11 protein-coding genes and 1 pseudogene are annotated in these 11,261 nt (G+C 47.8%); 4 read left to right on the plus strand and 8 right to left on the minus strand.

The genetic code is table 11. The features are described from left to right. The coding region (locus tag Q0200_RS00100; RefSeq protein WP_297936412.1) for a glycosyltransferase family 9 protein at positions 1 to 427 on the plus strand (427 nt) is incomplete at its 5' end. Positions 428 to 626: 199 nt separating this feature from the next. On the opposite strand, the gene Q0200_RS00105 is transcribed toward Q0200_RS00100, so the two are convergent. The 4 genes from Q0200_RS00105 to Q0200_RS00120 all read right to left on the minus strand — a co-directional run bounded on the left by Q0200_RS00105 (position 627) and on the right by Q0200_RS00120 (position 4,154). Further along, positions 627 to 989 (minus strand): hypothetical protein, encoded by a 363-nt coding sequence (locus Q0200_RS00105; RefSeq protein ID WP_297936414.1) that lies wholly within the window; start codon positions 987 to 989, stop codon positions 627 to 629. A 106-nt stretch (positions 990 to 1,095) separates the two neighbouring features. After that, a complete protein-coding gene (locus Q0200_RS00110; protein ID WP_297936416.1) occupies positions 1,096 to 1,917 on the minus strand; it encodes a hypothetical protein in 822 nt (273 codons plus the stop codon). A 145-nt stretch (positions 1,918 to 2,062) separates the two neighbouring features. Further along, positions 2,063 to 2,821, minus strand: coding sequence for a polysaccharide deacetylase family protein (locus Q0200_RS00115; protein ID WP_297936418.1), 759 nt, complete (start codon positions 2,819 to 2,821; stop codon positions 2,063 to 2,065). Then, positions 2,811 to 4,154 carry a hypothetical protein gene (locus tag Q0200_RS00120; protein ID WP_297936420.1) on the minus strand — a complete coding sequence of 448 codons (1,344 nt, stop codon included), beginning with the start codon at positions 4,152 to 4,154 and terminating at the stop codon, positions 2,811 to 2,813. The genes Q0200_RS00115 and Q0200_RS00120 overlap by 11 nt, the downstream gene beginning before the upstream one ends. Positions 4,155 to 4,317: 163 nt before the next feature. On the opposite strand from Q0200_RS00120, the gene Q0200_RS00125 reads away from it, so the two are divergent. After that, positions 4,318 to 5,607 (plus strand): lipopolysaccharide heptosyltransferase family protein, encoded by a 1,290-nt coding sequence (locus tag Q0200_RS00125; RefSeq protein ID WP_297936422.1) that lies wholly within the window; start codon positions 4,318 to 4,320, stop codon positions 5,605 to 5,607. Here Q0200_RS00125 and Q0200_RS00130 read toward each other — a convergent pair. From Q0200_RS00130 to Q0200_RS00145, 4 genes are read right to left on the minus strand one after another with little or no spacing between them, the layout of a single operon-like run. After that, the gene (locus Q0200_RS00130; protein ID WP_297936424.1) at positions 5,555 to 6,742 is read right to left on the minus strand and encodes a glycosyltransferase family 4 protein; all 1,188 of its coding nucleotides are present in this window, start codon (positions 6,740 to 6,742) and stop codon (positions 5,555 to 5,557) included. The genes Q0200_RS00125 and Q0200_RS00130 overlap by 53 nt on opposite strands. Then, positions 6,739 to 7,812 carry a glycosyltransferase family 9 protein gene (locus tag Q0200_RS00135; RefSeq protein ID WP_297936426.1) on the minus strand — a complete coding sequence of 358 codons (1,074 nt, stop codon included), beginning with the start codon at positions 7,810 to 7,812 and terminating at the stop codon, positions 6,739 to 6,741. Before Q0200_RS00135 ends, Q0200_RS00130 begins: the two co-directional genes overlap by 4 nt. Beyond that, positions 7,799 to 8,851, minus strand: coding sequence for a glycosyltransferase family 4 protein (locus Q0200_RS00140; protein WP_297936428.1), 1,053 nt, complete (start codon positions 8,849 to 8,851; stop codon positions 7,799 to 7,801). Before Q0200_RS00140 ends, Q0200_RS00135 begins: the two co-directional genes overlap by 14 nt. After that, positions 8,848 to 9,780, minus strand: coding sequence for a glycosyltransferase family 9 protein (locus Q0200_RS00145; RefSeq protein ID WP_297936430.1), 933 nt, complete (start codon positions 9,778 to 9,780; stop codon positions 8,848 to 8,850). Before Q0200_RS00145 ends, Q0200_RS00140 begins: the two co-directional genes overlap by 4 nt. 133 nt (positions 9,781 to 9,913) lie before the next feature. Between Q0200_RS00145 and Q0200_RS00150 the strand changes: the two genes are divergently transcribed. Both Q0200_RS00150 and Q0200_RS00155 read left to right on the plus strand, forming a co-directional pair. Continuing rightward, positions 9,914 to 10,945 carry a glycosyltransferase family 4 protein gene (locus tag Q0200_RS00150; protein ID WP_297936432.1) on the plus strand — a complete coding sequence of 344 codons (1,032 nt, stop codon included), beginning with the start codon at positions 9,914 to 9,916 and terminating at the stop codon, positions 10,943 to 10,945. Beyond that, positions 10,929 to 11,261 (plus strand): annotated as a pseudogene (locus Q0200_RS00155) (ADP-heptose--LPS heptosyltransferase); the annotation flags it as partial. The gene Q0200_RS00150 and the pseudogene Q0200_RS00155, both read left to right, overlap by 17 nt.

Genomic DNA, 11,261 nt, shown 5'->3' on the forward strand with positions numbered 1-11,261 from the left:
CGCCGAGCTAAAAAAGCTGGACGACGTGCTGGCGCTGTGCTCCTCTAGCCCCGTAAATCTAGGCGGCAAACTCACCCTAAAACAGACCGCAGCGCTATCAAAGCGCTCCGCGATGTTTATCGGCGTGGATACGGCGATCATGCACCTAGCCGCGGCTAACGACGTGCCCGTGATCGCGCTGTTTGGGCCTAGCGGGGCGTTTGAGTGGGGACCGTGGGATAACGATCTGGACGCAAACGGCTACACGCAGCGCAACGGCAACCAAACTATGGGCAAGCACGCGGTATTTCAAAAAGACTGGGACTTCGTGCCGTGCGACAAAGAGGGGATGATAAAGCACGGCGTAGAGCGGACGCTGATGAGATTTGAGGGCGAGGAGCTAGAGGCGATAAAGAGCAAAATCAGGGAAAATTTAGGCCAAAGCTAAGCAGGCTTTGTAAAATTCGGCCGCTTTGGTTAAATTTTACGAGCAAATTTGAGCCGCGAGCGGTAAATTTGGCTGTTTTGGTTAAATTTGGCAATCAAATTTATCGGCCGAGCTCGTCATAAAGTCAAATTTGGCTTGAACACTAGCCGTAAAATTTGACCTTCTTGATTTTATAAATTTTGGCATTTAAATTTGACGTCTAGCCTTTCTTTTCGTTAAACATATACGAGATCACGAAAACGATCAGGCAAACGGGCGCGAACGCAAACACCACGCTCCAGCCGGCGGCATGCTCGCCCCAAAAATACCCCGCTGCGAGGCACGCCAAAAAGCCGCCGTAAAAAGCGCCAAGCGATAAATTTTCTACCGTAAAAAGCAGCAAACTAAGATTCGGATTTTTTACAAACAGCTTGCTTGGCTTAAAATTTTTATACCTTTTAAACAAATACCAAAGCAGCGCGCAAGCCAAAATCGCAAATATTGCCGCAAAAACGGCAATCCTTAGCGCGCCCTCAAAAGGCAAAACCGCCAAAATCAAAGCCGCTGCCCACCAAATAAGCAAGAAAACCACCCGCTAAGCGAGCAGATATCTCGCTGCCCTATGAAATTTATACCTTTGTTCCGCGTCCATCGGTCTTAATTCCCTTAAATTTTACGATCAAAGCTTTTCAACCGCCTTTAAACAAATCTTCTCTTACTAGGCGATCCGCTATTTCTTCGACATTGTTTTTATAAATTTTAAAATCGCTATTACCGCATGTGTCGATTTTTAAATAATAATTCTTCTCGCGCGATTCATTTTCTATGGTGTTATCATAATATTGTTTCCCTTCAGACAAATCTTTTATGGTATCTCCTTCGTATATCGTAATCGTGGCATATCTAAATTCAAAATTATCATACAATATAAAGCTTTTATCGAAATATAAAATATACTCACGTAAACCGCCGTATTCTACTATAGGCTCCTCAAAACCGGCTGATCTGCCATCTAAATTTATTTTTAACTTTTCTGCGATATTTACCGGCTTCATTTGAAATTTCTCGACAAAAATATTTCTATACGGCCAAGCGGCTTGATTTTCACGTTTTTGTATCTCATATTCTTTAGATAGAACTTCCAGCCAATCATTGTTATTAAATTTATCCGTTTCGTAAAAGCCTACTTTAACGGCAAATTCTCTATTGCCGTAGTTGCAAGTATTGCTGCCGTATACATAGTAGCATTTGTCGGTAACGACGGCTTGAAACAGCATACGCCTCTTTAAAAGATCTAAAATTCCGCGCTTAAATCGCTCCTCTTTGGGTAAAATTCTATCCTCTTTTAAACAATACCCCTGTTGATATTTGTTATAGCCAAAGATAGAAACGACAGCGAAGCCTCGTGAAGTGGAGTAATCGGGAATTATACGGATAAATGCGGCGCAAAGTATCGCCGCCAGAAGCAGCACTGCGGCTAGGATTTTAAATTTAAGTTTGCGAAATCTCATCACGATCCTTTAGTCGCCAAAGCTAGTAAAAACCTCGCCGCCGCGCAAAATTACGTCCATTATTTCGCGCTTTTCAAATTTGAGTCAAATTTGAGCTAGACTCGCAAAAACGACGCCCGAATTTGCCTTAAAGTTAGAGCAAATTTTACTTCTTTATCTTTGAGTATATCCCGCTCAAAATGTCGTTTTGATAGATAAAAAGCGTGCGTTTTAGCCACGCGGCGTCCTTTTTGGCGGCGATACGCTTGATGGCCGACAGGTCGTCGTCGGGGTTGTTTATACCTCGCTGCGTCGTGAAAAACGCCTCGTAACCCGCCTGCCTAGCTAGACGCATCAAATTTTCGTCGTATTTGCCGCGCGGCCAGCATAAAAGTTTGTCTTCTATGCCCAAATTTGCGCGCATAAACTCGCGGCACCGAGCGAAATTTTCCTCAGGCGGGAGCGCGCCGAAATACTCGTCAAAATGCGTGTGCGTATGCGAGTGAAAGTCAAAAACGTCCCGCATTGCCGCTATCTCGTCAAGACTCAAAAATACGTCCTGCGGACGCTGGGGCGCTGCTTTTTTGTATTCGGAGTGAGTTAGCTCGATAAACTCGCCACGCCGCATGCTCGCGCGCTCTATCCACTGCGTCACTAAAAATATCGTTGCCCGTAGCCCAAACTCGCGCAAGATAGGGTAGGCGTAAACGTAATTATCCTTCCAACCGTCGTCAAAGGTGATGAGGACGCTTTTTTTAGGCACGGCTAGCTCGCCCTTTTTATAGGCGATAAATTCGCTCATCGTAAGCGTTTTATAGCCCGCCTCTGCCAAAAACCGCATCTGCGAGGCAAAATCCTCCGCGCTAGAGGCGATAAATCCACCCTTTTTTAAAACGTGATGATACATCAAAACGCTAACGCTCAACGCCGCCTCCTTTAGCTCCCGCCCGCGAATTTGCCGCCAGCAAGACAAAAAATCCTAGCATATAAAACATATAAAGTATGCGTAAATTTATGGCTTCAAACAGCCCGCGCACGCCAAAATAACACGCTAGCGAGATAAAAATCGCAGCAAAAAGCAGCTCGCGCGAGCGTAAAAAATGCCTAAACGAATACGCCAAAAGCGATATAAAACCGCCCAGTAGCAGCGCCGTGCCGACCGCGCCGTAGTAGTAATAATGCCCGATAAAAAAAGGCTCGTCGTTAAACCAATACCGCTCGCCGCCCGGCCGCGTCTGCATCATCGATATCTGCGCGCCCTTGTCCGCTTCGTCTCGCAAAAAAGCGTCGTACTGCTCCTTGCCGTGCCCAAGCCCCGTTAGCGCGCGCGGACTAGCAAAAAGCAGCGGCAAGCGCTCCTTTAAAATCAAATCGCGTCCCGAGCTAAAGCTAAGCCCCGCAAGGCGCTCTCTCATGCTCTCGTTTTGGAGGTTTGCCTCGCTCACTAGCCCGATCTGGAAAAATTTATACATCGCCGTGGGCGAACTCAAAACCGCCGCCGACGCGCCCACGACGCAAACGGCGAAGATAACGGCAAAGAGTTTAAATTTACGCTTCGCTTCGCCGCCTAAGATATACAAACAAAAACCAAATAAAACAAAACAAACCAGCATCGCGCCCCAGCTGCCCCTAACGCCGCTCAAAATATCAAGCCAGGCGGCCGCCAGACAAAGCGCGCCGCACGAAACTCGCGCCCAAAACCGCCTAAAGATAAAAACTCCCGCCAGCGCAAAAGGCAAAAATCTATCCACGTAGTCAGCATACGCGCGGCGCACGACCCGCGCGTCAAATTCGCCCGCGCTGCCAAGCCTCTCAAACTCGCTAAAAAGCGGCGCGGCGTAATAAACGCTAATAACCGCAAAGGCCGCTATCAGCGCGTAAAAAAATGATTTTGCTTGAGCGGTCTCGCCGTTTGCTACGATATAAACCGCGAGCAAAAAAGCAAATCCGCGCCCAAACTCGCCCGCAGCGTTGCCCAGCGAATCAAACTGCGGCGCGTAGGGAAAGGCAGAGATCAAAAACGCGTAAAAGGTAAATGCGATAAGACAAAACGCGGGCGCGCGCGAAAGGTTGAAATTTACGCCGACTCTCGCGGCAAATCGCGCCCTATCCGTGAAATAAAGCCAGATCGCGCAAACAAGCGCAAGATAAAGCGAGACGTTTTTCGCCGCCGTCATACGCGGAACGTGCTCGCAAGCGATAAAAACATAAACGAGGTATAAAGCGGCATTTTGTAGGCGGTTTTGTAGCTTCGTCATTTTCTCCCTTAAATTTAAAGCGCCCATTATAACGATAAAATCATTAAAATCCAGTAAGCGATTTTTAGTCGAATTTTAGCCCGCGCGCTCTCAAAAAAGTCCGTAAATTTATAAATTTATGCTAAATTCATGCTAAATTTTATAAACAATAAAGGCCTAAATTTTGATATATTTTCTCATATATTTGCTGATTTACCCATATCTTTTTGCGATGAAAAAGCTAAAATTTAAAGGCGAAAAAGACAAAATTTTACTCATACAAACCGCTAAAATCGGCGACTACGCAAACTCGACCGTGATCTTTGACAGGCTTGGCAAATTTGACGCGCTAATCGACGAGATAAACCTAGCCTTCGCAAAACACGACAGCCGAATAGAAAAAATATTTACGATAAACGGCGTAAAACGTAAAAAAGTCTCAAAAATAGGACTCGCGCTCGAGCTTTTTTCGCGCGGCTACGAGAGCGTCTACGTGCTGATGCCAAACAGCTTAAATCTCTTTTTAGCGCGCTGCACGCTAGCTAAAAACATCGTCGCCGTGCATCACTACGCGGCATCTAGCGACTTTGCCTTGCTGACACTCGGCATGAAAAAAGTGCCGCATACCCTGCAAGATCTAACGCTACTAACCTACCTAAAAACGGTCGGCGTTACCGAGCTAAAATATGAAAAATGCTTGCAAAAACCGCTTTTTACCCCGCAAGAAAATCTAATAAAAAGCGGCAAATTTAAGATCGGCGTGAGCCTAAGCGCGGGTAATAAAATCAAAACGCCGCCAAAGAAAACTTGGGAAAAAATCTTTGGAATTTTCGCTAAATTTGACTGCGAGGTTTACATTTTCGGCGTAGGCGAGGAGGCTACTTTGCTAAAAAACCTGCTCGCGGAAAATGCGGACGAAAAACGGGCAGAAAATCCTAGCGAGCTTGGAGTTTGCGCGGATTTAGCCGGTAGCGATACGAGCGAAATTTACGGCGGTCCTGAAAATGCAAACAACGAGAATGCAAAAGCTCAAATTTGCAGCGACAGCGGCACCTGCGACGAGTCAAATTTGAGCTCACAAATTTGCGATACTTACGTGAAAAAATTTGGCGAAAACGAGCTAAAAATCATCTCTTTGATAGATAAAATCAAGCTTGAGGAGTTGCCGTTTTATCTCTCACAGATGCAGCTTTACGCGAGCTCTGACACCGGCAACTACTACGTCGCAGATAGCGTGCGCACGCCCACGATCTGCCTGATGGGGCCTTGTTTTGCTAGCGAGCAAAGGGGCGTCGCCGACTCGCTCGTCATAAATTCACATTTACCGTCCATTAGCTCCGTGTTTAAAACCGTGCGGGATATCGACGCGAGCGCGTTTTTCGAACTTAGCGAGCAAAACCTTACAGACATCGAGGCCTTCGTTAAAGTTCGCTATATATCCTATCTATCCCGCGAAAATAATTTTCTATGCTAAATGCCTTTATAACGGCTTCGTCGGGGCTTTTTGAGGCTGGCTTACGCAAGCTATCAAAGCAGGCCAAAAGCGCGTCCGAGCTTCTTTGAACTATAAAAAAATCTTGCTTTTTCGAGGAGATTTCATAAATCTCCCTTATGACGGCGATATCAGAGTACACCACGCCAAGCCCGCAGCCAAGCGCCTCGATGACGACTCTAGGTAGTCCCTCGTCGCTGGAAAATCCAAGCACGTAGTCGCACGCTGCGTAAATCTCGTCCATCTTGGAAACAAACCCCAGATACTCGGCCTTACCCGATTTTATCAGCGCGTCAAATTTGGCTTTCGCACCCTCCTTTAGCTCGCCTCCGCCCGCGAAATAAACCTTTATATCGCTTCTTTTTAGCTCCGCAAGCGCGTCAAAAACTAGCTCGTGCCCCTTTAACGTCAAGAAATTTGCAGGCATTACGATATTTATTTTTTCGGCGTCAAATTTGTCTTTTAGGGCGGCGCTTTTATCATCGCCGCTATTTTTTAAATTTGCCTGCGGGGAGCTCAAATTTTCGCCCACTTCAGACTTTTCCCGTCTTAAAACAGGCGCCTCCACGGGATTATAAACCACGTTTTTAGGCATTTTTATCTGCGCGGCGTAAAATTCGTAAGTCGCGTTTGAAACGCAAACGGGCGTAAATTTTAGCCGCTTTAAAATTTCAAGTTTAAAGGGCTCGATGGCTGAGTTTTTGCGCAGATGCTGCACTACCGCGATATTTAGAGAGTTTGCGGCGGCGATGTAGGCGAGATTGGTTGAAAAGTGATTATTTAGATGAAGGATATCGGGCCGCACCTGCCGCAGCAAGCAAAGCGCGTAGTCGTAGTCTTTTTTATAAAGGTATTTTGCTAAAATTTGACCGCCCAGCGCGCGCAAAAGCTCTTTTTTTAGCTTTGAGGGCTGCTTTTTTGGCTCAAATTTTATAAATTTAGCCCCAGCTTCTTCTATGATTTGCGAGATTTTGCGCCCGCCCGCCTCGTAATCGGTCTCAAAAAACGCGCATAGCTCGTACTTTTGCTGCGCGGCAAGCCCCCGCAAAAGATACAAAAAACTCTTCGTCCCGCCGCCGTATTCGCGCCCCGTATCGACGAACAAAATCTTTTTCAAATCATTTCCTTTAACATCCCCCAGACCTCATCCGCCCCTATTTGCAGCATACACTCCTGAAATTTGCAGTTTTTGCCGACGCAAGGCGAACAGGTGCGCGGCTTTTTGATAAATTTATGGATATTTTCGTCAAAATCCGGATTTGAGTTCACGGGCGAAGCGACGGCAAAAAGCCCGATCGTAGGCGTTTTTAGCGCGGCTGCTACGTGCAGCGGGCCGGTGTCTGGCGTCACAAGCACATCAAGCCTAGCTATCAGCGCGGCAGCCTCTCTCAGGCTAAATTTGCCCGCCGCATTTATCACGCGTTGGTCTCTTAGCGCGCCTTCTAGCTGCGCGGTCATCGCTCGCTCGGCGGGACTGCCTGTTAGCACGATGACGGCGTCCGTATGCGCTAAAACAATCTCCGCAAGCTCCCGCCAACGCTGCCAAAACCACTGCCTGGAAACCGTGCTAGCCCCCATCTGAAAGCCGATAAATTTGCGCGCGCCGCAGCCTTTTAGCACCTCATCGACGCGGGCAAAATCCTCATCGCGCAGATACAAATTTAGCCTCGTGTCGCGACTTTTGATGCCTACGAATTTAAGCTGCTCGAGGCGGGTTAGTACGACGTATCGCTCATCTCCGTAAGGCTCTGGCGCGTTTGAGTGAAAGGGGCTAAATTTATTGCCAGCATTTGGCAGCTTAAAGACGTATTTTGCGCCGCTTAAAACGGCTAGCGGCGTAGCCTGCGGCTCGTTTGAGTGCAGGATAAAAACTATGTCCGGCTTTATCTTTTTTAGCTGCGATAAAGCGCACAAAAAGCCGCCCTTTTTGCCGTCGTAGAGTAAAATTTCGTCGATATTCGGATCGGTTTTAAAAAGCGGTGCAGTAGATGGATTCAGCAGAGCGACAATGCGTACGTGCGGGAAATTTTGCCGAAAAACGCGAAAAACGGGCGTGTTAAAAATCGTATCGCCAAGCGCGGTGTTGCTAAAAAAACAGACCGTTTGTATGGGCTGCGTAACCAGCTGCGTTTTGCGCACGCTTTTAAAGCGCAAAATGAGCCGCACCGCGCTCTCAAAGAGCCTCATACATCGCTTCCGTCTGCGCGACCATCGTCTCTATCGAGAAGTTTCGCACGATAAATTCCCTCGCGTTCGCGCTAAATTTCGCCCGAAGCGCAGCGTCTTCTATCAGCGTTTTTAGAGCCGCTTTGAGCGATTTTTTGTCGCTGTTTTTAAACAAAAGCCCCGTTTTGCCGCTGCTTATCGCCTCACCGATACCGCCCGCGTCGCTACCTATGCAAGGCACTCCGCACGACTGCGCCTCCAGTAGCGCCGTGCCTAGCGCCTCCATCTTTGAGGGCAGCACAAAAATATCAAAACTGCCCAAAAACTCGCTCACGTCGGTGCGGGGGCCTAGCATGTAGATGTTTTGCGTCTTTATTTTTTTTAGATTTTCCTCCTGCGGACCGTCGCCGACCACGACTAAAGCGGTGTTTGGTAAATTTAGCTCGCTAAAAGCTTCAAATAAGAGCTGGTGATTTTTCGCCGCGCGCAAGACCGCTACGATACCGACTACAACGCAGCCCGAGCTCAAATTTAGCTCTGCTTTGATATCTTTGGTAAAATTTGGACTAAACCGCGCCGTATCCACGCCCGTGTAGATAACGTCTATCAAATTTCCTCGCACGCCCTGCGAGACGAGCTGTGCTTTTACGGCGTTTGAGACGGCTACGATTTTATCGTTTACGTTGTAGCTAAATGCCGATCTGATCGGCGTTTGCAGGTGTCTGGTGCGCACTGTTTTAGCACCCGTTAGCTTTGCGACGATCGCGCCGATGTTGCCGTCCTTGCCCGAGTGCGTAGCGATGATCGAGATATTTTTTTTGCGCACGAAACGGCAAATTTTAAAAATTTCAAAAATATTATAAACTTTGCTTAGGTTAAATTCTACAAACTCGCAATCAATCGGCTTTTCAAAGCTTTTTGATCCTGGATTTAGCGCGTAAAATACCTTAAATTTATCCTTATTTAGCCCGTTTATGACCCGCTGCGTGCGGTGCTCCTGTCCGCCGAAACCCAGCGAGCTTTCAAGCTCTAGGATATTGATTTTGTCCATTTTTTTCATATATTTTTGACCGCCTCGTAGATTTCCTCGTCCACTACGTCCTGCGCCCTTTTGCTAGTGCTTTGTAGCACGGTGCACGGTGCTCCGCCGTAAATGGGAGCCCAGCGAGCGGCGTCTGTTTTGCCAAGTGCCAGCACCGTTTTTATGCCAAGTGCGGGAGCTAGGTGCGCCACTCCGCCGTCAAGCGTTAGGACAAATTTAGCCGCCCAGATATAGCCGGCTAGCTCGTCTAAATTTTTAGTCGTGGCAAACTCTACGCCCGCTCCTTGCGCTACTTTTTCGCCAAATTTTACGTCCTCCGCGCTAACGGCAACGCGTCCGAAATTTTGTTTTAAAAACGCCAAAATCCGTAAAATTTTAGCCTCGTCCATGCGGTTTTGCTCCACCCTCGAGGAGACGTGAAAAAATACGAAATCCTTAAATTTCTTGCTTTTAAAGCTCGGTACGTAAAGCATCTTTTCTCCGTCAAATTTCGCTCCCAGCGATGCGACTAGCTCGTAGCAAAGTAGCACCTCGTGAGGCGGCGGATTAAAGTTTAGTTTATGCGTTATTAACGAACCGCCCTCGTTTTGCTTTGCCGCTCCTATCGTCGTTTTAGCTCCGGCTGCTCTGGCAAATATCGCGGCCGATGGCGAATAAGCACTCCTAAAAATCACGGTCGCATCGTATTTTTCGCGGCGAATTTGAAGCAAAATTTTGCATTTCCCCCAAAACGCCCGCACCTTTGCCGCCGCTCCTTTTACGTGCTTTGGTTTGGTGTAGATATAGATTTTGTTTAAAAATGGATTGCCGCGAACGACGCATGCGTTTAGGCTATTTACCACGATATCGATCTGTGCATGCGGATGAGCTTTTCGCAGCGCCTCTATCGCTGGCGTCGTGCAGATGAGATCGCCGATATTATCGTTTCTAACGAGCAAAATTTTCACGATTTTCCTTTTTTGCGCGATTATACCCATTTTACGCTTATACTTATTTACGCCCTCATCCCCTCGCCCGCTAGGCATAACCTAAAATTCATCAAAAAACTTATAAAATAGCGCTAAATTTTAAAAGGCAAACATGAAAAAAATAGTATTTTTAAGGCTCGATCTGGACGCTATCGGCGGGGCGCAGAGATATCTCTCGCGGCTCGTTAAAGCCCTAAAAGACTCGGGCGTTGCGTGCGAGACGCGCGGATTTAACGGCAGCAAAAAACTAAGCTCGTGGATCAAAGCCCTGCGTTTTAACGCGCAAGCCAAGCGGCAAAAGGGTACGGACGAGATTTATTTTAGCCTTGAGCGCATCACCTGCGCCGACATCTACCGTGCGGGCGACGGCGTGCATAAAGTCTATATGAAAACCAAGCCTTTTTGGTTCACAAACCCCCTAAATTTCGTCATTCCCTACCTTGAAAAGCGAACTTTTAAAAACGCTAAAAAAATCATCGCCAACTCAAATTTTATAAAGCGTCAAATTTGCGAGACCTACGGCATCGTCCCTGAAAAGATCGCAGTCGTCTATAACGGCGTAAATTTGCCTATGCGCGTGCAAAAAGGCTCAGCAAAGCTCGCTCTTTGCGAGGAATTCGGACTTGATTTTCACCTACCGACGCTGCTGTTTGTGGGAAGCGGCTTTAAACGCAAGGGCGCGGAGGAGTTTTTACGCATCGCAGCTCGCCTAAAAACCCGCGTAAACTGCCTAATCGTCGGCCGCGACAAAAACGCCGCCCGCTACAAAAATCTAGCCAAGGAACTAGGCCTAAACGCCGTATTTACGGGCGCTCAAAAAAGCGCGGCGAGATTTTACGAAGGCAGCGAGCTGTTTTTATTTCCAACTGCTTACGAGCCGTTTTCAAACGTCGTTTTAGAGGCGCTTAGCTACGGCTGCGTCGCTATCACGACCGCTCAAAACGGCGCGGCAGAGATACTACCTGGGGAGTTTGTGATGAGCTCGCCGCAAGACTACGATATCTGCGCTCTGATCGACGAGATCCTAAACGATGACGAGCGGCTAGCAGCGCTACAGGAGCGAAATTTGGCGCTTGCTAGCGAGTTTAGCATCGAAAAAAACGCGAGCGCGACGCTGGAGATCATACGTGCGAATCTTGATTGAGCTACCGACCTGGCTGGGCGACGCCGTGATGGCAAGCGCCGCGGTGGAGGCCATCGCAAAGCACGCGGCGGTTGGCGCGGGAAATTTGACGGGCAAATTTGATGACTCGGGCGAGCGAGATTTTAGCTTTTCGTCGCAAGATTTCGGTCCCGTAACGCAAGAAATTCAAATTTTTGAAAACGATACGCCAAATTTGGACGGTAAATTTGAAGCTGACCGCGGCGCAAATTTGACGGCGAGCGTGCAAGAAAATCAAAATCTAGAAAATTCGGCGGCCCAGCCCGTCAAAATCGTATTTTTCGGCTCGTTTGCGGCG

The sequence above is a fragment of the uncultured Campylobacter sp. genome (assembly GCF_938045225.1).
Lineage (GTDB): Bacteria > Campylobacterota > Campylobacteria > Campylobacterales > Campylobacteraceae > Campylobacter_A.

What these genes read in the sequence shown, in the direction of transcription:
- Q0200_RS00110 (WP_297936416.1), bottom strand. Translation starts at nt 1,917, where the DNA reads ATGAGATTTCGCAAACTTAAATTTAAAATCCTAGCCGCAGTGCTGCTT.
- Q0200_RS00120 (WP_297936420.1), bottom strand. Translation starts at nt 4,154, where the DNA reads ATGACGAAGCTACAAAACCGCCTACAAAATGCCGCTTTATACCTCGTT.
- Q0200_RS00135 (WP_297936426.1), bottom strand. Translation starts at nt 7,812, where the DNA reads ATGAGGCTCTTTGAGAGCGCGGTGCGGCTCATTTTGCGCTTTAAAAGC.
- Q0200_RS00140 (WP_297936428.1), bottom strand. Translation starts at nt 8,851, where the DNA reads ATGAAAAAAATGGACAAAATCAATATCCTAGAGCTTGAAAGCTCGCTG.
- Q0200_RS00150 (WP_297936432.1), top strand. Translation starts at nt 9,914, where the DNA reads ATGAAAAAAATAGTATTTTTAAGGCTCGATCTGGACGCTATCGGCGGG.